Here is a 20,374-nt window from a genome sequence, read left to right on the forward strand (position 1 = left end):
CCCGACCACCGGGTACACCGACACGGACCCCGGCGGCTGATCCCTCGTGCCGGTCGAGCAGCTGCCCCTCCCTGCCGGTCGAGCAGCCGCCCGGCGGCGTATCGAGCCCTTCGTGCTCCGCACACAGGCTCCGACACGCCCCTGACGGCGCTGCTCGACCCAGCAGGGCTCGGCACCCCGAGATCCTCTCCCCCTCCCTGAACCGCACCACTCCACTGAAGGAGCACCATGCCCCCCACCACCACACCCGCGCGGCGAGCGCCGCTGCGCGCCGCGCTCGCCGCGCTCGGCCTCGGAGCAGTGCTGCTCTCGGGCCTCGTCGCCCCGGCTCCGGCAGCGCAGGCGGCCGATGCCGTGATCCCGCAGCAGGGCCTCCTCGCCGACTACCGGTTCACGCAGACCACCGGCAGCACGGTCCCGAACACCGTGAGCGGAGGCGTGGGAGCCGCCACCGTCCGCAACGCGACCGACGCGCTCTGGACCGGCACGTCGCTCCGCCTCACCGGCGGCCCCAAGAGCAGCACCACCGCCCCCTGGGTGCAGCTGCCCGCGAACCTGCTGACCGGTCGCTCGTCGGCCACCGTCACGATCGAGACCCGCGCCGACGCGTCGATGCTCTCGAACTTCCACTTCCTGTGGAACATCGGCAGCGACAGCACGAACCAGTACTGGTTCGCGTCCGTCCGCGACCGGGTGCGCACCGCGATCACGACCAGCGGAGGGAACGGCGAGAACAACGCCCGCAGCGCCTCCGCCCTGACCGCCGACCGCTGGTACAGCCTCACCTCGGTGATCGACGGCAGCGCCGGCACGATCTCGTTCTTCGTCGACGGCGTCCAGGTCGCCTCGGCGCCCACCGCTCTGCGCCCCTCGTCGGTGGCGGACCAGTCGCTGAACACGATCGGCCGAGCACCGTACCCCGACCCGTTCTACACGGGCGAGGTCTCGGCGTTCCGCGTCTACGACCGCGCGCTCACCGGGGCGGAGGTGGTGGCCGTGTCGAGCGTCGACGCGAAGCCTCACGCCTCCACGTTCTCCCCGATCGCCGCCGCCGTGCTGGCCGGGGTCGCCCCGCTCACCGTCGACGACTCGACCACGAACCTGCCCGACTACGGGGGAGCGGTGACCTGGTCCTCCAGCGACCCGACCCTGCGCGTCTCGGCCGACGGCCGCACCCTCAGCGCCGACCGCCCCGCCGTGGGCCAGGCCGCGCGCGCCTCGACGCTCACCGCGACGGCGTCGATCCGCGGAATCGTGCAGACCCGCTCGATCGCCGTGACGGTCGAGCCGCAGGTCGGCGTCGACACCCCCTACGGCTACATGATGGTCCACTTCGTCGAGGACTCCCAGGGCTACGCCGAGAAGATCTACCTCGACGTCTCCCGCGGCGACGACCCGGAGAAGTGGGACCCGCTCAACGGCGCGAAGCCGATCCTGGCCTCCGACCTCGGCACCACCGGTGTCCGCGACCCGTACCTGACCTACAACCCCGACACGAAGAAGTACTACATCATCGCCACGGACCTCCGCGTCTTCGGCGGCGACCGGGGCCCCAGCACCTGCGACACCTGGTGCTACTGGACCACCAAGGGCAGCACGAAGATGAACGTCTGGGAGTCGAGCGACCTCGTGTCGTGGAGCGACGTCCGGCAGTTCGACGTGGCGCTCGACGCCGCGGGGACGAAGAAGCTCGAGGCCGGCATGATGTGGGCTCCCGAGGCCACGTGGGTGCCGGACTACGCGGGACCCGGCAAGGGCGCGTTCGTCGTCTACTGGTCCTCGACGGTCTACCCGACCGCGGCGCACACGCCGGGCACCGGATCCTCCCGCGTGCTCTGGGGAGCGACCACGGACTTCACGCAGGCCACCTACTCCTACGGCGGCACCTTCATCGACACCGGGGCCGACACGATCGACACCACGCTGATCCAGGACTCCGGCACGACCTACCGGATCTCGAAGGACAACGGCACCGGCAAGGGCATCTACATGGAGTCGACCACCTCGCCGACCTGGTGGCTGCCGACGACCTCGTGGACGCAGATCCAGTCGCGCATCGGCGCGGTGTGGTCCGGCGGCAACCCCGGTGGGGTCGAGGGCCCCGCGGTGTTCAAGGACCACGGCGAGGACACCTGGTACCTGTACGTCGACGTGATCCCCGCGACCGGCTACAAGCCGATGGTGACGAACGACCTCGACACGGGCTGGACCCAGCTCACCGACCCGGGCTTCTCGCTCGCCTCGTCGACCAAGCACGGCGGCATCGTCTCGCTGACCGCGGGGCAGTACGCCGAGGTCCGCTCGGCCGACGCCGCCTCCGCGGTCCGCTCGGACCTCGGCGAGGTGACGGTCGCCTCCGGCACCGACGCCGCGGCGGCTCTGCCCGCCCGCGCCGACGTCGTGCTCGCCTACAACCGGGGCACCGCCTCGCAGCCGGTCACCTGGAACACCTCCGCGGTGGCGACGGCGCCCGGCCGCTACTCCGTCACCGGAGTCGTCCGCACGATCGGTGCGAACGACAACCAGTGGGTGGGCGCGAACGGATCGACGGCCTACAACGCCGCCGACCGTCGGCTCTCGAGCTCCACGGCCGTCACGGTCACCGCGACCGTGGTGGTGACGGCACCGACCTCGACGCTCACCGCGTCCACCCGCTGCGTCGCGGGCAAGGTCGTCCTCACCGGAGTGGTGAAGAACACGGGCACGACGCCCCTCTCGGTCGTCATCCGCTCGCCGTTCGGCGCCTCGCAGACGCTGACCGCCGCCCCCGGCGCCAGCGCCTCGGCCGCCTTCACCACCCGTCAGGCCTCGGTCCCGGCCGCCTCGCTCACCGCGGGCGCCCTGACCGCGGCCTACCCGGCGCGCACCTGCTGACGCACGCGCGCCGGTGACGCCGAGACGGCCCGCCCCCGCCGAGACACCGCCCCACTGCGGTGCCTCGGCCGGGAGCGGGCCGTCTCGGCGTCGAGCGCCTCGGAGCTCCGCGGCGGCCGCCCCACATCCCGGCACGGCAGGCTGTACGGATGAGCGCGCCTGGAACCACCGACCCCCTCGACCACGTCCGCGTGCGCGGCGCCCGCGAGAACAACCTCCGGAGCATCGACGTCGACGTGCCGCGCGACGCCCTCGTCGCCTTCACGGGGGTCTCCGGATCGGGCAAGAGCTCGCTCGCCTTCGGCACGCTCTACGCGGAGGCGCAGCGCCGCTACTTCGAGTCGGTCGCCCCCTACGCGCGGCGGCTGATCGACCAGGTCGGCGTGCCGGACGTCGACTCGATCGAGGGCCTGCCGCCGGCCGTCGCCCTCCCGCAGCGGCGCTCCGGAGGCTCGGCCCGCTCCACGGTCGGCAGTGCGACGACGCTCTCGAGCGTGGTGCGGATGGTGTTCTCGCGCATCGGCGCCTACCCCGAGGGCGCGCCGATGCTGCTCGCGGAGGACTTCTCGGCCAACACCGTGCAGGGCGCGTGCCCCAGCTGCCACGGCATCGGCCGGGTCTACGACGTCCCCGACGAGCTGATGGTGCCGGACGACTCCCTCTCGATCCGCGACGGGGCGCTCGCCGCCTGGCCGACCGCCTGGCACGGCAAGCAACTGCGCGACAGCCTGATCTCGCTCGGACACGACATCGACGCTCCGTGGCGCGACCTGCCCGCGGAGGACCGCGACTGGATCCTGCACACTCCTGACTCCCCGCAGGTTCCCGTGTGGACCGACCGCTCTCCCGCGGAGGTGCGCGCGTCCGTGGCCGCCGGGGACGAGCCGCGCTACATGAGCACGTTCCTCGGGGTGCGCCGCTACGTGCTCGACACCTTCGCCGGCTCGAAGAGCGCCCGGATGCGCGAGCGCGCGGCCTCGTTCGTCGTCAGCGTCGCCTGCCCGGTGTGCGGCGGCCGGAGGCTGAAGCCCGACGCGCTCGCGGTCACCTTCGAGGGGCTCGACATCACCGAGCTGTCGGCGCTCCCGCTCGAGGAGCTGGTCGTCGTCGCGCGGCGCGTGCTGGAGCCCGGCTGGACCCCGGCCGACGGCGCTCCGCAGACCCGCCTGGCCGCGCAGCGGCTGGTCGAGGACCTCGTCGCCCGCCTCGCGCCGATCGTCGACCTGGGCCTCGGCCACCTCTCGCTCGACCGCTCCACGCCGACGCTCTCCTCGGGGGAGCTCCAGCGGATGCGCCTCGCGACGCAGGTGCTCTCGCGCCTCTTCGGCGTCGTCTTCGTGCTCGACGAGCCGTCCACGGGCCTGCACCCCGCCGACACGGAGGCGCTGCTCGGCATCCTGCGGACCCTGCGGGCGACCGGCAACACCGTCTTCTTCGTCGAGCACTCCCTCGACGTCATCCGCGAGGCCGACTGGATCGTCGACATCGGCCCGGGCGCGGGGTCGGGGGGCGGCACCGTCGTCTACTCCGGCCCGCTCGACGGCCTGCCGGGCGCCCGCGGCTCCGTCACCCGCCGCTACCTCTTCCCCGAGGGCGACCCGGCGCCGCTGCGCTCCCGCCGCACCGCGGAGCAGTGGATCGAGCTCGCCGGAGTCTCGCGGCACACCCTCGACGACCTCTCCGTCGCGTTCCCGGTCGGGGTGCTCACCGCGGTCACCGGTGTCTCCGGATCGGGCAAGTCGACGCTCGTGAACCAGGCGCTGCCCGATCTGCTGCGCGCCTCGCTCCGCGCCGACGTCGCCGAGGACGCGCCGGCGGAGGAGGGCGGGGAGGCGGACCCGCTGCTCGACGCGGCGGCGGCGGCGACCCGCGGCACCGCCTCCGGGCCCGCGGACCGCCTGCGCCGGGTGGTGCAGGTGACCCAGACCCCGATCGGCCGGACCTCGCGCTCGAACGTCGCGACCTACACGGGTCTGTTCGACCGGGTGCGGACGCTCTTCGCGGCCACCCCGGAGGCGAAGCGCCGCCGCTTCTCGGCGAGCCGCTTCTCCTTCAACCTGCCCAGCGGGCGCTGCCCCGTCTGCAAGGGCGAGGGCTCCGTGGAGGTGGAGCTGCTGTTCCTCCCGACCGTCGAGGCGCCCTGCACGGCGTGCGGCGGCACCCGGTACAACGACGAGACCCTCGAGGTCACCCTCGGCGGCCGGACGATCGCCGACGTCCTCGCGCTGAGCGTCGCCGACGCGCGCGAGGCCTTCGCCGAGGACCGCGAGGTCGCCCGCCACCTCGACGCTCTGGTGGACGTGGGGCTCGGCTACGTCTCGCTCGGCCAGCCGGCGCCCGAGCTGTCCGGGGGAGAGGCGCAGCGGGTGAAGCTCGCCTCGGAGCTGCGTCGCGCCCAGCGCGGGGACACGCTCTACCTGCTCGACGAGCCGACGTCGGGCCTGCACCCCGCCGACGCCGACCGCCTGCTCGAGCACCTGCAGCACCTCGTCGACGCGGGCAACACGGTGATCGTCGTCGAGCACGACATGCGCGTCGTCGCCGACGCGGACTGGGTCGTGGACCTCGGCCCGGGGGCGGGCCGGGCCGGCGGCTCGGTGGTCGCGACGGGCACTCCGGAGGAGGTCGCCGAGGCCGCGGGCAGCCGCACCGCTCCGTACCTCCGGGCGGCTCTGGACCGGCGCCGCTGAGCGCTCGAGGACCCTGTCAGTCCTCTCACCGAAACCTCACCGAAAACTATTGTTAACGGTAACATTCGAGGCGGCCCGCCCCCCTGGGCCGGATTTCTCAACGACGAGAGGCCTTACGAATGAGACGACGACTCCCCCTGGCCACCGTGGCGGTGATGGCGCTGACGGCGGGTCTCCTGTCGGTCGGCCCCACGGCCCAGGCCGCCCCCACCACCTCGCTCGACGCCGCGAAGGTGCTCGAGCTCCCGTTCGACGGGTCGCTCGCCGACACCAGCGGTCGTGGTACCGCCCTCGGGATGCAGAAGGGCACCGCCTCCTACGGCACCGGCCTGAACGGCCGGGCGTTCGAGTTCACCGGATCGAACGCGATCTCGCTCGGCACTGCGGCGGCGCTGCAGCCCGCCGACCTCACCGTCTCGTTCTGGTACAAGCCGACCAGCGCGATGACCGGTGAGCAGGTCTTCACCTGGAACAAGACCACCTACAACTCCGACGGCTGGTACCTCACCTCCGAGGCCGACGGCACTCCGCTCGCCCTCTCGATCGGCCCGTCCGGCGGTCAGCCGTACAAGGTCGCCGTCGAGACCGCCCGCTCCGGCTTCTTCCCCGCGGGGGAGTGGACGCACGTGGTCGCCACGTACGACAAGAGCACCAAGGCCGTCGCCTTCTACCGCAACGGGGTGAAGCAGACCGCCGTCGTCAAGACCGCGCCGTCCTCCTCCGCATCCGGCGTCCTCGGCTCCGAGAGCACCTCGACGAAGACCCTCGGCTTCAACGGCCCCCAGTACAACGGCGCGCACCTGCGCGGCCTGCTCGACGACTACGCGCTCTACAACGGCGTCGCGACCACCACCGACGTCGTCGCCCTGACGAAGGCCGGCAACCCCTCCTTCGACCCCGCGAGCATCGCCCGGGCCGACCTCGAGCTGGTCGCCCCGCCCGCGAGCACCAGCACCGGCTTCACCCTGCCCACCGTCGGCGCGAAGGGGTCCGCCCTCAGCTGGACCTCCTCCGACCCGGCGACCGTCGCGATCAGCGGAGGCACGGCCGCGGTCACGCCGCCCACCGGCTCCGCGACGCAGGTCGTCCTCACCGGCTCCGCCACCTACGGGGGCAGCACCGCGGTCACGAAGACCTACACTCTCCAGGTGCAGCCCCGGGGAGTGAAGACGTCGAACTACCTTCTGGAGGCCGGCCTGTCCGACGTCTCCGTGCAGGACCCCTACCTCGAGAACGGGGAGCAGCAGACCGTCGAGTACCTGCTGAGCCTCGACCCCGAGATGTTCCTCTACTCCTTCTACCGCGAGGCCGGGCTCACGCCGACCACCAGCGGCGGATACGGGGGTTGGGAGCGCGAGAACGGCACCCGGTTCCAGGGCCACTTCTTCGGCCACTACCTCTCGGCGCTCTCGCAGGCCTACGCGACCGAGGAAGACGCGGCCACCAAGGCGGCACTGCTCGCGAAGCTCACCGCTTCCGTCGACGGTCTGAAGAAGGTCCAGGACGCCTACGCGCTCAAGGACCCCGCGAACGCCGGCTACGTCTCGCCGTTCCCGACCCGCTACCTCCCCTCGGGCGGCGACGGCCTGCTCGTCCCCTTCTACAACCTGCACAAGGTGCTCGCAGGCCTCCTCGACGCCCACGACCAGGCGCCCGACGCCGTCTCGCAGAAGGCGCTCACCGTCGCCGGCGGCTTCGGCAGCTGGATCACCGCCTGGGCGGGCCGCCAGGCCAACCCCGGGCAGCTCCTGAACACGGAGTACGGCGGAATGAACGAGGCGCTCTACCGCCTGTACGAGACCACGCACGACCCGGCGCACAAGCGCGCGGCCGAGTACTTCGACGAGACCGCGCTGTTCCAGAAGCTCGCGAACAACGAGGACGTCCTCAACGGGCTGCACGCGAACACGACCGTCCCGAAGCTGATCGGCGCGCTGAAGCGCTACCGCGTCTTCACCGACGACCCGGCGCTCTACGCCACGCTCACCGCCGCGGAGAAGTCGGATCTCGACATGTACCGCCGTGCCGCCGAGAACTTCTGGCGCATGGTCGACGAGACCCACACCTACGCCAACGGCGGCAACAGCCAGTCCGAGCACTTCCACGCACCCGGCACCCTGTACGAGTACGCCACGAACGGCCAGACCACCGGCTACGGCGAGAACTCGACCTCCGAGGGCTGCAACATCTACAACATGCTCAAGCTCACCCGGGCGCTGTTCCAGGTGACCGAGGACGTGAAGTACGCCGACTTCTACGAGGAGACGTTCATCAACGGCGTCCTCTCGGTGCAGAACCCGGACACCGGCATGGTGACCTACTTCCAGCCGCAGACCGCGGGCTACGCCAAGGTCTTCGGGCACGAGCTCGACGAGTTCTGGTGCGACCACGGCTCGGGTATCGAGAGCTTCACCAAGCTCGGCGACTCGATCTACTTCGAGAAGCCGAAGACCGTCTTCGTGAACCAGTTCCGCTCCTCGGTCCTCCGCTCCTCCGCGAACAACCTCCGGCTGACCCAGACGGCGGACATCCCGAGCACGGACACGGCGACCCTGAGGGTCGAAGCGCTGGCCGGAGGAGCCGTGGCCGCGGACACGACCCTCAAGCTGCGCGTGCCGTCCTGGATCGACGGAGCGCCGACGCTCACCGTGAACGGTGCCGTCCGTGCCGTCACGGCCCAGGCCGGATACGTCTCGGTCGCCGTCGCCGCCGGTGACGTGCTGACCTGGAAGCTGCCCGCCGCGGTCAGCGCGGTCGCGGACACGGAGAACCCCGACTGGACCGCGTTCCGCTACGGACCGGTGCTGCTGGCGACCGAGCTCAACCGCTCGAACGTCGAGGCGTCCTATGTCGCCGGCGTCCTGGTGCGCATGGGCATGGCCGACAAGTCCGTGAACTCGAACGTCGTCGTCGCGGACTCCGCGGCCTGGAAGTCCGCGGTCCGCGGCAACCTGGTCCGCCTGCCCGACGGCGCGGACGGCAACGGCCGCACGACGATGCGCTTCGGCATGAAGAACGTCGACGCCGCGTCCGCCGCCCGGGTGTTCACTCCGTACTACAGCCTCTACAACGCCCGCTACGCGACCTACATGACCCTGATCGAGCCCGACTCGGCCGCGGCCCAGGAGCTGATCCGGACGCAGAAGGAGCAGCTGCGCGTCGACGAGACGACGATCGACTCCCTCACCTCCTTCGACAACAACAACAGCGAGGCCGACAAGAACTACAAGACCGCGCGGTCCTCGGTGGGGACCTGGCGCGGCGAGGGGTACCGCGACGGCGAGCGCTCGGCGGAGGCGTACTTCCAGTACGACATGATCGTCGACCCGGCTCTGCCGGCGAACTACCTCGGGGTCCGCTACTACGGCGGCGACGCGGGACGCACCTTCGACGTCTACCTCAACGACGTGAAGCTCAAGACCGAGGTGGTCTCGGGAGCGGCCGGAGCGACGAGCTGGTACGTCCAGTACGACCGGATCCCGGCGTCGATCCTCAGCGGTCTCGCCGCGAAGGACAGCTACAAGCGCGACCAGAGCGGGAAGTACGTGCTCGACGCGAAGGGGCAGAAGATCCCCGTCGTCACGGTGCGCTTCCAGGGCACCGGATCCAGCTACGTCGGCGGTGTCTTCGGGGTCTACACGACCGAGTCGACCACCTACGCTGCGGACCCGGAGCTGACGAAGCTCTCCTCCGACGTCGGGACGCTCTCGCCGGCTCTCGCCGCCGGGGTCAGGGACCACACGCTCACGGTGCCGGCCGGCACGACGAGCGTCTCGCTCGACCTGGACCCGGCCGTGCCCAGCGGCCTGGTGAAGGTCGACGGCGTGCTGATCGACGACACCGTCCGCCGCACCGTGCCGCTCGCGGCCTCGGGGACGACGAGCGTGGTCGTCGAGTCGTCGGCGCAGGACCACACGACCACCGCGACCTACCGCCTCTCCATCGTCCGCGCCTCCGCGGCGACGGTGCCGACCACCGTGACGGCCACCAGCCGCTGCGTGGCGGGCAAGGTCGTGGTGACGGTCACCGCTCGGAACGATGCGAAGGTCCCGGCGGGGATCACCCTCGGCTCCGCCTGGGGCTCGAAGGCGTTCACCGGGATCGCTCCCGGGTCGAGCGCCTCGCACGCCTTCACCACCCGCGCCGCCTCGGTGGCCGCGGGCTCGGCGACGGTGACCGCGACGGCGACCGTGGACGGAGCATCGGTGACCACCACGAAGCAGGCCGCGTACTCCGCTCTCACCTGCAAGTGACGTGACGACGACGGCCGCCGGGGATCGCCCCCGGCGGCCGTCGTCGTCAGTCGGAGGTGCGGTAGAGGCCCTGGAGCAGCCCGATGACGTCGCCCAGGAGGGGCGGCGGGTCGCTCCGGATCCACGCGGCGTGCACGGGGACCGGCGGGGCGTCGCGGACGACCCGGTAGGCGACGCCCTGCCGTCGGTACTGGCTCACCGTCGATTCCGCGGTCACTCCGCGGGCGGAGCCGCTGGTGATCACCGTGAGCCAGTCGTCGACGTCGGTCGTCGGGACGGTGATCCGCGGCCGGTCGTGCTCGGGCCAGAGGTCGAGCCGGGTGCTCCCGGTCCGGTCGTCGAGCGCGAGCGGAGCGGTCGCCACCTGGGCGAGCGTGACCGTGCGCTTCGCGGCGAGCGGGTCGTCGACGGACAGGGCGCAGTAGCGCTTCTCGGTGCCGATCAGAGCCGACTCGACGTCCGCAGCCGGAGATCCGCGCCGGAGGATCGCGAGGTCGCTGAGGCCCTCCGCGAGCCCCGCGGTGGGGGTGTTGGAGCGGATCAGCCGCAGCTCGTGGCGGGGGAGCGCCGCGGCCCAGCGGCGCTGGAACTCCTGGGTGTGCTCGCCGAGAGCCGACCAGGCGTAGCCGATCCGGATCGTGTCCGTTCCGGCCGCCGCCTCCTCGCGCAGATCGTCGACGACGGCCAGGACGCGGCGGGCGTGCCGAAGCACCCGCTCGCCCGCCGGCGCGAGCTCGACGCTGCGGGTCGTCCGGTGGAGGAGCCTTCGTCCGAGGACGGACTCGAGCGCCGCGACGTTGCGGGAGACCGCCGTCTGGGAGATGCCGAGGTCGATCCCCGCGTCGGTGAAGGTCCCGGCGTCCACGACGCCGACGAACGACCGGAGGTGGCGCAGTTCCAGATCCATGACCGCATCCTATTCATGCGGTTCCCGCATCGATCGGACCGGTTATGCATTGTGAGCCGGGGCCGGACGGCTCGCAGACTTCCGGCATGACGAAGCAGCTCCCCGGCGACGGACGGACCGTCGGCGTCGCGACCGCCCTCGCGAGCGCCCTCTCGAATCAGCTCGGGGCGGCCTCCGGGACTCTGGCCTTCCCGGTCCTGGGATCCGTCGGAGTGGTCGCCGTCCGGCAGATCGTCGCCGCGCTGATCCTCCTCCCGGTCGTGCGGCCGCGGATCCGCGACCTGACCCGCGCGCAGTGGTGGCCCGTCCTGCTCCTCGCCGTGGTGTTCGGAGCGATGAACCTCACGCTCTACGCGGCCATCGACCGCATCGGGCTGGGGCTGGCGGTGACCCTGGAGTTCTGCGGGCCGCTGGCGGTCGCGCTCCTCGGCTCCCGGAGCAGGACCAGCGCGCTCTGCGCCCTCGTCGCCGGAGCGGGCGTCCTCGCGATCGCCGGGCCGAGGCCCTCGTCCGACCAGCTGGGGATCGCGCTCGGTCTCGCGGCCGCGTGCTGCTGGGCCGCGTACATCCTGCTCAACCGGATCATCGGACTCCGGCTGCCCGGAGCGCAGGGGACCGCCACGGCGACCGGGATCTCCGCCGCCGTCTTCCTGCCCGTCGCCGTCTGGACGCTCGTCTCGACGCGCCCCGACGCGGGCACCGTGCTCCTGGCGGTCGGCGCCGGCGTCCTGGCGACGGCCGTCCCGTTCGTGGCCGACGTGATCGCGCTCCGGAGGCTCCCGGCGAGCGTGTTCGGGACGCTCATGAGCGCCAACCCCGTCCTGGCCGCCCTCATCGGCGCGGTCGTGCTCGGGCAGGACGTCGGCGCGGCCGGATGGATCGGGATCGCCCTCATCGTCACCGCGAACGCGGCGGTCCTCCGGCGGGGGCGTCGCGCGCGGTGAGGCCCGGCGGCGGCCCGAGCGAGAGGTGATCCCGTCGAGATGCCGCCGCTGTGCGTTACCTGTTCGTTATGAAAAAGGCGCCTACACGACCAAACCAGGGACACCCTGGGAAACGGCAGGTCGCGGGAGAAAACTCTCCTCCATGAACCAGACAGCGGCACCCGTGCGCGAGCATCGAGCTCTCTACTTCCTGCTCGCCGCCCTCGCGGGCATCGTCACGGGCGGAGTCCTCCTCGCCGTCGCCGAGCTCATCGCCCTCGCGGTAGCCCGCACCGCGAGCCCCGTGCTCGCGCTCGGCGCCTTCATCGTCGACATCGTCCCGCGCCCGCTCAAGGAGTTCGCGATCGAGACGTTCGGCGAGAACGACAAGACCTTCCTGCTCGGCAGCGTGGGCGCCGCGGTCGTCGTCGCCGCCGCGATCGCCGGAGTGCTCCAGCTGGTCCGCCCGCCGCTCGGCCAGGTGCTGCTCGTGATCGCCGGCGGCCTCTCGATCGCCGCCATCGTGACCCGCACCGGAGCGTCGCCGCTCGCTGCGGTGCCCACGCTGGTCGGACTCGTCGTCGCCGTCGTCGTCATGCACCTCCTCTTCACGCGCCTGCGCGGCTGGCGTGCGGCCCGGGCCTCGGAGGCCAGGGGAACATCCTCCGAGGCCCGTCCGGGCGCCCTCGAGCGCCGCGGCTTCTTCCGCATCGCGCTGATCTCCGCCGTCGGCGCGGCCGTCGTCGGCACCGGCGCCCGCCTGGTCAACGCGGCGACCTCCTCCCTCGCCGGCGTCCGCGACGCCCTGCGCCTGCCGTCCCCGCGCAGCACCGTCTCGGTCCCCGCGGGCGCCGAGCTCGACATCGAGGGCATCACCCCGCTCTACACGCCGAACGCCGACTTCTACCGCGTCGACACCGCCCTCACCGTGCCCAACCTGGACCCGTCGGCCTGGTCGCTGAAGATCACCGGCATGGTCGACCGCGAGGTGACGCTGAACCTCCAGCAGATCTTCGACATGGGCCTCGACGAGTACGGCATCACCCTCACCTGCGTCTCGAACCAGGTCGGCGGCAACCTCGTCGGCAACGCCAAGTGGCTCGGCGTCCCCCTGCGCGACGTGCTGAAGATGGCCGGCGTGCAGAGCGGAGCCGACATGCTCCTCTCCACCAGCAGCGACGGCTACACGGCGTCCACCCCGATCACCGCGGTCACGGACGAGAACCTCGACGCGATCCTCGCCGTCGGCATGAACGGCGAGCCCCTCCCGTTCGAGCACGGCTTCCCGGTGCGGATGATCGTGCCCGGCCTCTACGGCTACGTCTCGGCCACCAAGTGGCTCACCGAGCTCAAGGTCACCACCTTCGAGGCCGACCAGGCCTACTGGACCCCGCGCGGCTACTCCGCCGAGGCCCCCATCAAGATGTCCTCGCGGATCGACACCCCGCGGATCGGCGTCCCCGTCACCTCGGGCGCTCTCAAGATCGCGGGCGTCGCCTGGGCGCAGAGCATCGGCATCGAGAAGGTCGAGGTGAGCATCGACAACGGCGACTGGCAGGAGGCGACGCTCTCGACCCCGGTCAACCTCGACACCTGGGTGCAGTGGTTCGTCGACTGGGACGCCCAGCCCGGCTCGCACTACGTCGCGGTCCGCGCGGTCGACAAGAACGGCATGGTCCAGATCGAGGACCGCGCACCGGTCGCGCCCGACGGCTCCTCCGGCTGGCAGCGCACGCTCATCAACGTCACCTGACGCCCCGTGGAGGCGCCGATCCCCGTGGGTCGGCGCCTCCGGTGCGTCCGGCGTCCGTCGCGAGGACGCCCCCGCAGTGCGGACGGCCCTCGACGCGACGACGCCTCCGCGGCAGGCACCGCGGCACGTCCCGGCCCGGCGCGCAAGCCTCCGCGGCGACGCGGCCCGCGAGCAGGCGCCGCCCTAGCCTTCGAGCATGCGCTCCCGGCTCCTCCACCTCCGCGAATCCTTCTGGTTCCTCCCGGCCCTGTTCGGCGTCCTCGCCGTCGGGCTGGCGCTGGGGCTGGTCGAGGTCGACCACCTGCTGGTCCGCGCCGGCGACAGCGACATCCCCCTGATCGAGGACCTGTCGCCGACCGGCGGCCGGGCGATCCTCTCGGCGATCGGCGGGACGATGCTCGGCGTCGCCGCGACCTCGTTCTCGATCACGATCTCGGTGCTGGCGACCACGTCCTCCGCCTACGGGCCCCGGCTGGTCCGCAACTTCATGGCCGACCGCGGCAACCAGATCGTCCTGGCGGTGCTCACCTCCACGTTCCTGTACTCCCTGATCGTGCTGCGCGCGGTGCACACGGAGGAGGACGCGTCGCTGACGTTCGTGCCGGTGGTGGCCGTCTCGTTCTCGGTGCTGCTCGCGGTGGGCGACGTCGCGGTGCTCGTCTACTTCATCCACCACATCGCTCTGTCGGTGCAGGTGACGACGCTGCAGCAGCGGGTGCTCGGCGAGCTCGTCGACGTCATCGAGCGGCTGCACCCGGAGGACGGGGAGGAGCCGACGGATGCGGAGGGGGCACTGCTCGCGGAGGAGGCCCTGCCGCCGGCGGGGCGCGAGCCGGTCGTGCTGCGTGCGGTGCGCGGGGGCTACGTCGAGCAGCTCGAGGTCGAGCGGCTGGTCGCCCTGGCCCGCCGCGGCGACGCGCGGCTCCGGGTGCTCGCGCTGCCCGGCGACCACGTCCTCGTCGGCGACCCGGTGCTCGAGGTCCTGGAGGGGTCCGTCGCCCAGGAGGAGGCGGTCGCCGCGGTCGTCGTCGCCGACGCCCGCACCCCGCACCAGGACCTCCGCTACGCCGTCCAGCAGGTGGTCGAGATCGGAGTCCGCGGGCTCGCGACCGGCACCAACGACCCGTACACCGCGGTCGGCGCCGTCGAGGCCCTGACCAGCGCGCTCGTCGACCTCTGCGGCCGGCCGGAGGCGCGCGGCCGCTACTCCGACTCCGACGGAGTCGTCCGCCTGGTCGTCCCGTGGCCCCGAGCGGGTGAGCTGCTGGCCGACGTGTTCCTCGCGCTGCGCTCGTACGCGATGGAGCAGCCGCTCGTCGTCCGCGCCGGCGTGCGCCTCGCCGAGCGGCTCGCGGTCGTCGCCCGCGGCGGGACCCGCGTCGAGCTGCACCGCCAGGTCCAGGCGTTCGCCGCCGCGCACGCCGCCGCCGACGGCGACGCCCTCGAGGCGCCGGCCCTGCGCGCGTCGCTCGCCGCGCTCGAGGCGCGCCTCGCGGCCTGAAGCCGGCCTGCCGGATGCTCCGGGAAGCCGCACCGCCCATGGAGTGCTCGAATCGATTCGAGTAGGCTCGGCGCATGACAGAGAACACCACTGAGCTGCGCGTGGGGGTCGTCGGCCTCGGCTTCGCCGGCACCACCCACCTCGATGCCTTCCAGTCCCTGGCCGGCGCCCGCGTCGTCGCGCTCGCCGGCCAGGAGGAGGCGCGCCTGCACGAACTCGGCGCGACCCGCGGCGTCCCCGACCTCTACGCCGACTGGGAGGAGCTCGTCGCCCGCGACGACCTCGACGTCGTCTCCATCGGCGTCCCGAACCACCTGCACCACCCGATCGCCGTGGCCGCGCTCGCGAGCGGCAAGCACGTCTTCTGCGAGAAGCCGCTCGCCACCACCGCTGAGCTGGCGGCGGAGATGGTCGAGGCCGCCCGCACGAACGACCGGGCGCTCGAGATCGCGTACAACCACCGCCGCCGCGCCGACGTCGCCTTCCTCCGCGACTACCTCGACGACGCGCCGCTGGGCGACGTCTACCACGCCCGCGCGAGCTGGCAGCGGCGCACCGGCATCCCCGGCATCGGCTCCTGGTTCACCAGCAAGGAGCTCGCCGGCGGCGGCCCGCTCATCGACCTCGGCTCCCACGTGCTCGACATCGCGCTGCACCTGCTCGACGAGCCGCGCGTGACCAGCGTCTCGGCGGTCGCGTACGGCGAGATCGGCCGCTCCGGCCGCGGAGGGCGCCCGCACGGCGTCGCCGCCACCGGCACGCACGCGTTCGAGGTGGAGGACTTCTCGAGCGCCCTGCTGCGCCTCGACAACGGCCGCTCGCTCCAGCTCGACGCCTCCTGGGCCAGCTACTCGAAGGTCGACGAGGACATCGAGGTCGAGCTGCTCGGCTCGGCCGGGGGCGCGCGCCTCCACATCGCCGACTACGCCACGGAAGGGACTCTGACGCTCTACTCCGAGGTCGCCGGAGCGCCGACCGTCTCGCACCCCGACGTGAAGGTCCCCGCCGGACACCACCGCTCCGTCATCGCCGAGTTCCTGGAGGCCATCGCCTCGGGAGCCGACGCGCCCGCGGGCGGCCCCCGCTACTCCGGCCACTACGGCGAGTACGCGCTGCACCGCAGCCGGGTGGTCGACGCGATCTACCGCTCCGCCGCCGAGAAGCAGGAGGTGGCGGTCGCATGAGCGCCCCGATCGAGGTCCTCGTCTGGAACGAGTTCCGCCACGAGACCCGTGGCGACGAGACCGTGCTGCGCCACTACCCGGACGGCATCCACCGCGTCATCGCGGACGGGCTCGCGGAGTCGCTCGGCGACGCCGTCTCGGTCCGCACCGCGACGCTCCCCGAGCCCGAGCACGGGCTCACCGAGGAGGCGCTCGCGACGACGGACGTGCTGCTGTGGTGGGGGCACATCGCGCACGAGGAGGTGTCGGACGAGGTCGTCCAGCGCGTCCTGCGGCACGTGCAGGAGGGGATGGGGATCCTGGTCCTGCACTCGGGCCACTACTCGTCGATCTTCAAGGCGCTCATGGGCACGACCTGCTCGCTGAAGTGGCGCAACGACCGCGACCGCGAGCTGGTCTGGACGATCGCGCCCACGCATCCGATCGCCGAGGGCGTGCCCAGCCCGCTGATCATCCCCGAGCAGGAGATGTACGGCGAGTACTTCGACATCCCGGTGCCGGAGGAGACGGTGTTCCTGTCGACGTTCACCGGCGGCGAGGTGTTCCGCTCCGGCGTGACCTACACCCGCGGCCTCGGGAAGGTCTTCTACTTCTCGCCCGGCGACCAGGACTACCCCGTCTACCACCACCCGGACATCCGGCGCGTGCTGGCGAACGCCGTCCGCTGGGCCCGCCCGACCCGGCCGCGCACGCCCCTCACGGCCGACCACCACCCCCGGGGCTGGTTCGAGTCCTGACGCGAGCTCCCGCGCCCTCCCCTCCCTCTCCGCGAGATGCCGCTCCGGTACGCGACACGCCGTGCCGGGCGCACCGACGTGGCGTCTCGCGGGGAGGTACTGGGGGGATGCAGCAGTCGGAGGGGCGCGAGCCGGACGAGGTGCGCCGGTACGGGGAGGCTCCGGAGCAGATCGCGGACGTCTTCCGCGGGGCGCCCGGCGAGGCGCGCCGGCCGGTCGTGCTCGTGCACGGCGGGTTCTGGCGGGCGCGGTGGGACCGGCGGCACGCCCGGCCGCTCGCGGCGGCACTGGCCGACCGCGGGCACGACGTGCTCCTCCCCGAGTACCGGCGCACGGGCGACCCGGGAGGCGGCTGGCCGGGCACCGGCGACGACGTCCTGGCCGTGCTCGCGGCGCTCCCGGCACTGCTGCCCGGCGCCGGACCGGTCGCCCTCGTCGGCCACTCCGCCGGCGGCCACCTCGCCGTCTGGTCGCAGGCCGCCCGTCCGTCGCCGCACGTCGCCGCTGTGGTGGCGCTGGCGGGCGTGCTCGACCTGGCCGCCGCCTCCGCCGACCGCCTCAGCGACGACGCCGTGGGGGAGCTCCTCGGCGGCGACCTCGCGCTGCTCCCGGGCGCCGACCCCGCGCAGCTGCCCGCGCCGCCGCAGCCGACCACGCTGATCCACGGCGTACTCGACGAGGACGTCCCCGACGCCTACAGCCGCCGATACGCCGACCGGCACCCCGCCGTGCAGCTCCACGAGCTCGCCGACGCCGACCACATGGCGCTCGTCGATCCGACGACGCCCGCCTTCGCGATCTTCCTCGCCGCGCTCGCCTGACGCGGGATCGCACCCCCTCGCCCGTCGGCGTGCGCTGGGGACGGATCGCGACGCACCGCCCGCCGACGCGCGACGGAAACAGGCCCCCTACAGGACCGGCGGGTACAGGAAGAGCGGGACCTGGGCGGTGGGGAAGGTGCGGGTCACGTAGCTGTGCTTGCCGCCGTAGTTGTACTCCTCGAGGAGCACCGTGCCGTCGTCGTTGACCTTCTGCACGTACGAGACGTGGTTGTAGGTCCACCACGCGACGCAGCCGACGATCGGGACGCTGCTGGTCGCCCAGCCCTTCGCGGCCCAGTTGTCCGGCCACTCGTAGGCGCTGCCGCCGAGCGGGGTGATGTTCCCCCACGTGTACTTCCACGGCGCGGAGGTGCGACCGGCGTCGCGGTTGAGGCGCCAGGCCACGAAGTCGACGCACTCGCGGTAGTAGTAGCCGAGGGGCGAGAGTCCGCCGCCGTCGTCGTCGATGGTCTCGTAGGGCCACGGGTAGTCGTCGCCGACCGCGCGGGTCTGCACGGTCGAGAACTCGCCGCCGTTGGATCCGGAGAGCACGGCCGCCTGGCGGCTGGCCTCGTCGAGCTGCGCCTGGGTCGGGGCGGCGAAGGCGTCGCGGACGGCGGTCTGGCCGGCGGCGTCGGAGGAGACAGTGAGGTTCTGGAGGCCGACCCGGTTCGCGGCGGCGCGGCCGGTCGCGGTGGCGGAGGAGCTGCGGGCGCCGTACGCGGGGATCGCGGCCGTGGCGAAGAGGCCGCCGACCACCGAGAAGGTGCCGAAGGCGAGGGCGCGACGGCTGAGGCCACGGGCTCGGGCGGGTTCGGCGGCGCGGGGAGCGACGGGGCGGGAGGCGGACGCGCGGCGCGGTGAGGCCGGGATCGACCGGGAGGCGGGGGAGGCGACGGCGGGGACCTCGACCGAGACGGTCGGAGCGGTCGCCGCGGCCGTTGCGGCGTCGACGGCGGTGGGCGCAGTTCCGGCGGAGACGCCGTTCTCCGCAGAGGCGATCGTCTCGTCCGATCCGCTGCCCTCGACCGCGGCACCGGCGGTCGCCGCGTCCGTCTCCGTCTCGGCCCGGGCCGCACGGCGCTCGGCCTCGCGGGCCTCGCGCCGGGTCGGGGGTGCAGTGGTCGGGGTGCCGGCACTCTCCTCAGGGGTGGGAATGCCTGGCTTCGACACGCGTGCGTTCTCCTCGGATGACGGTGGTGACGGGGGGTCGGGGGCCGGTGGGGATCCGGCGACGAGCCACTCTAGCCCGAGGCCCGCGCATAACGGAACGATCACGACGGATCCGGCACGGATGCTCCGACCGCTCGCGCCCGTGCGGTGCCAGGATGGGGCGCAACCGGGAAGGAGCTCCTCATGACCGCACCCACCCCCATCGGGCCCGTCCTCGTCGGCATCGTCGACGGCCAGCGACCCGAGGTCCTGCGCACCGCCGCCCGCGTCGCCGCCGACGCCGGAGCCGCCCTGCTGCTCGTGTCCGTATCGGCCGATCCGTACCTCGTCGGCGAGTACGTCGATCCGATGACCGGCGGCATCCCGCTCGGCTTCGTCGGCGCCGCGGCCGACCGCGGCGAGGGCCCGTCCCTCCCGCCCGGGCTCCGCGAGACGGTCGAGCACGAGCTGGACGGCAGCACCGTGCAGTGGTCGCTGCGCGCGGCGCGGGGCGAGCCCGCCCTGGCGCTCGCCGAGGTCGCCGAGGAGGTCGACGCGCGGATGATCGTGGTCGGCACCCGCGACGCGGGCGTGCTCGCGAGCATCGCCGAGTTCCTCAGCGGGAGCGTCGCCGCCCACCTCGCGCACCGCCAGCACCGCCCCGTGCTCGTCGTCCCGCGCGCCGACCGCGACCCGTCGCGCCCGGCGCCCTGGGACCTCGCGGAGTGACGCGACCCCTCCACCTGCGCCCCTCCGCGATCCTCCTCGTCGCGGCGGGTGGAGCCGTCGGCACGGCTGCGCGCGCCGCGATCGGCGCCGCACTGCCCCCGTTGGGCGTCGTGCCGGTCGCGACGCTCGCCGTGAACCTGCCGGGCGCGTTCCTCCTGGGCCTCCTGCTCGAGGCGCTGGCGCGGCGCGGGCCGGACGAGGGCGGGCGCCGCACCCTGCGCCTCCTGCTCGGCACCGGCGTGCTGGGCGGATTCACGACCTACAGCACCTTCTCGCTCGACACGGTCGCGCTGCTCGAGGGCGGCCACGTCGTGGAGTACCTGCTCTACACCGGCGGCACGCTCGTGCTGGGCGTGCTCGCCGCGGCGCTGGGCATCGCGGTCGCGGGGCGGCGGAGGGCGGCGGCGTGACGCCCGGCCTGCTGCTCGCGGTCGCTCTCGCGGGCGGAGTCGGAGCGGCCGCACGGCTCGTCGTCGACGGGGTCGCGCGGTCGCTCGTGCCGGCGCGCTGGCCGGTCGGCACCGCGCTGATCAACGTCAGCGGGTCGCTGCTGCTCGGAGTCGTCACCGGGCTCGTGCTGGCCGGTGTCCTCGACCCGGTGTGGCGGGCCGTGCTCGGGACGGGCGTGCTCGGCGGCTTCACCACGTTCAGCACGGCGAGCGTCGAGACCGCGCGGCTGCTGCTCGACCGGCGCTGGGCGGCCGGCCTGGGGTACGGCGTCGGCACGGCGGCGCTCGCCGTCGCGGCGGCCGCCGCGGGCCTCGGCGCGGTCGAGGCGGAGGAAGCGGTGCATCGCGTCGACGGCCGAGAGCAGGACGATGCCCAGCCCGGGCGCGGTGGACCGCAGCCG

General features: G+C 72.9%; 14 protein-coding genes. 12 read left to right on the forward strand and 2 right to left on the reverse strand.

What is annotated here, in order from left to right; genetic code table 11:
- Positions 1-228 precede the first annotated feature (228 nt).
- The 3 genes from C5C82_RS08355 to C5C82_RS08365 all read left to right on the forward strand — a co-directional run bounded on the left by C5C82_RS08355 (position 229) and on the right by C5C82_RS08365 (position 9,817).
- Positions 229-2,874 carry a LamG-like jellyroll fold domain-containing protein gene (locus tag C5C82_RS08355; protein ID WP_104234492.1) on the forward strand — a complete coding sequence of 882 codons (2,646 nt, stop codon included), beginning with the start codon at positions 229-231 and terminating at the stop codon, positions 2,872-2,874.
- Positions 2,875-3,023: 149 nt separating this feature from the next.
- Positions 3,024-5,564 (forward strand): excinuclease ABC subunit UvrA, encoded by a 2,541-nt coding sequence (locus C5C82_RS08360; RefSeq protein ID WP_104257750.1) that lies wholly within the window; start codon positions 3,024-3,026, stop codon positions 5,562-5,564.
- A 119-nt stretch (positions 5,565-5,683) separates the two neighbouring features.
- Positions 5,684-9,817, forward strand: a complete 4,134-nt coding sequence (locus C5C82_RS08365) for a beta-L-arabinofuranosidase domain-containing protein (RefSeq protein ID WP_104354909.1) — start codon at positions 5,684-5,686, stop codon at positions 9,815-9,817.
- 46 nt (positions 9,818-9,863) lie between these two features.
- Here C5C82_RS08365 and C5C82_RS08370 read toward each other — a convergent pair whose 3' ends face one another.
- Positions 9,864-10,724, reverse strand: a complete 861-nt coding sequence (locus C5C82_RS08370; protein ID WP_104295774.1) for a LysR family transcriptional regulator — start codon at positions 10,722-10,724, stop codon at positions 9,864-9,866.
- A gap of 86 nt (positions 10,725-10,810) precedes the next feature.
- On the opposite strand from C5C82_RS08370, the gene C5C82_RS08375 reads away from it, so the two are divergent.
- From C5C82_RS08375 to C5C82_RS08400, 6 genes are all read left to right on the forward strand, one after another.
- The gene (locus C5C82_RS08375; RefSeq protein ID WP_104234495.1) at positions 10,811-11,668 is read left to right on the forward strand and encodes a DMT family transporter; all 858 of its coding nucleotides are present in this window, start codon (positions 10,811-10,813) and stop codon (positions 11,666-11,668) included.
- A 142-nt stretch (positions 11,669-11,810) separates the two neighbouring features.
- Positions 11,811-13,400, forward strand: a complete 1,590-nt coding sequence (locus C5C82_RS08380) for a molybdopterin-dependent oxidoreductase (RefSeq protein ID WP_104226578.1) — start codon at positions 11,811-11,813, stop codon at positions 13,398-13,400.
- Positions 13,401-13,596: 196 nt separating this feature from the next.
- Positions 13,597-14,901, forward strand: coding sequence for a DUF2254 domain-containing protein (locus C5C82_RS08385; RefSeq protein WP_104295773.1), 1,305 nt, complete (start codon positions 13,597-13,599; stop codon positions 14,899-14,901).
- A gap of 74 nt (positions 14,902-14,975) precedes the next feature.
- Positions 14,976-16,085, forward strand: coding sequence for a Gfo/Idh/MocA family protein (locus C5C82_RS08390; RefSeq protein WP_104295772.1), 1,110 nt, complete (start codon positions 14,976-14,978; stop codon positions 16,083-16,085).
- Positions 16,082-16,822, forward strand: a complete 741-nt coding sequence (locus C5C82_RS08395; RefSeq protein WP_104226581.1) for a ThuA domain-containing protein — start codon at positions 16,082-16,084, stop codon at positions 16,820-16,822. Before C5C82_RS08390 ends, C5C82_RS08395 begins: the two co-directional genes overlap by 4 nt.
- Positions 16,823-16,929: 107 nt before the next feature.
- The gene (locus tag C5C82_RS08400; protein WP_104354910.1) at positions 16,930-17,643 is read left to right on the forward strand and encodes an alpha/beta hydrolase; all 714 of its coding nucleotides are present in this window, start codon (positions 16,930-16,932) and stop codon (positions 17,641-17,643) included.
- Positions 17,644-17,730: 87 nt separating this feature from the next.
- Here the strand turns inward: C5C82_RS08400 and C5C82_RS08405 are convergent, their stop codons facing one another.
- Positions 17,731-18,816, reverse strand: coding sequence for a CHAP domain-containing protein (locus C5C82_RS08405; RefSeq protein ID WP_104295770.1), 1,086 nt, complete (start codon positions 18,814-18,816; stop codon positions 17,731-17,733).
- A 183-nt stretch (positions 18,817-18,999) separates the two neighbouring features.
- On the opposite strand from C5C82_RS08405, the gene C5C82_RS17495 reads away from it, so the two are divergent.
- The 3 genes from C5C82_RS17495 to C5C82_RS08415 all read left to right on the forward strand — a co-directional run.
- Complete coding sequence (locus C5C82_RS17495) at positions 19,000-19,524, forward strand: universal stress protein (RefSeq protein WP_181072852.1); 525 nt, start codon at positions 19,000-19,002, stop codon at positions 19,522-19,524.
- Entirely contained in the window at positions 19,521-19,934 is a 414-nt protein-coding gene (locus C5C82_RS17500) for a CrcB family protein (RefSeq protein ID WP_104313543.1), read from the forward strand. Before C5C82_RS17495 ends, C5C82_RS17500 begins: the two co-directional genes overlap by 4 nt.
- Positions 19,931-20,374: CrcB family protein (locus C5C82_RS08415; RefSeq protein WP_104354911.1), on the forward strand; the 444-nt coding region annotated here is incomplete at its 3' end. The genes C5C82_RS17500 and C5C82_RS08415, both read left to right, overlap by 4 nt.

The sequence above is a fragment of the Rathayibacter sp. AY1D5 genome (assembly GCF_002932515.1).
In the GTDB taxonomy this organism is placed as follows: domain Bacteria; phylum Actinomycetota; class Actinomycetes; order Actinomycetales; family Microbacteriaceae; genus Rathayibacter.

Coding starts and splice junctions, on each gene's coding strand:
- C5C82_RS08360 (WP_104257750.1), top strand. CDS start 3,024: ATGAGCGCGCCTGGAACCACCGACCCCCTCGACCACGTCCGCGTGCGC.
- C5C82_RS08355 (WP_104234492.1), top strand. CDS start 229: ATGCCCCCCACCACCACACCCGCGCGGCGAGCGCCGCTGCGCGCCGCG.
- C5C82_RS08370 (WP_104295774.1), bottom strand. CDS start 10,724: ATGGATCTGGAACTGCGCCACCTCCGGTCGTTCGTCGGCGTCGTGGAC.
- C5C82_RS08380 (WP_104226578.1), top strand. CDS start 11,811: ATGAACCAGACAGCGGCACCCGTGCGCGAGCATCGAGCTCTCTACTTC.
- C5C82_RS08390 (WP_104295772.1), top strand. CDS start 14,976: ATGACAGAGAACACCACTGAGCTGCGCGTGGGGGTCGTCGGCCTCGGC.
- C5C82_RS08395 (WP_104226581.1), top strand. CDS start 16,082: ATGAGCGCCCCGATCGAGGTCCTCGTCTGGAACGAGTTCCGCCACGAG.
- C5C82_RS08365 (WP_104354909.1), top strand. CDS start 5,684: ATGAGACGACGACTCCCCCTGGCCACCGTGGCGGTGATGGCGCTGACG.
- C5C82_RS17495 (WP_181072852.1), top strand. CDS start 19,000: ATGACCGCACCCACCCCCATCGGGCCCGTCCTCGTCGGCATCGTCGAC.
- C5C82_RS08400 (WP_104354910.1), top strand. CDS start 16,930: ATGCAGCAGTCGGAGGGGCGCGAGCCGGACGAGGTGCGCCGGTACGGG.
- C5C82_RS08375 (WP_104234495.1), top strand. CDS start 10,811: ATGACGAAGCAGCTCCCCGGCGACGGACGGACCGTCGGCGTCGCGACC.
- C5C82_RS08385 (WP_104295773.1), top strand. CDS start 13,597: ATGCGCTCCCGGCTCCTCCACCTCCGCGAATCCTTCTGGTTCCTCCCG.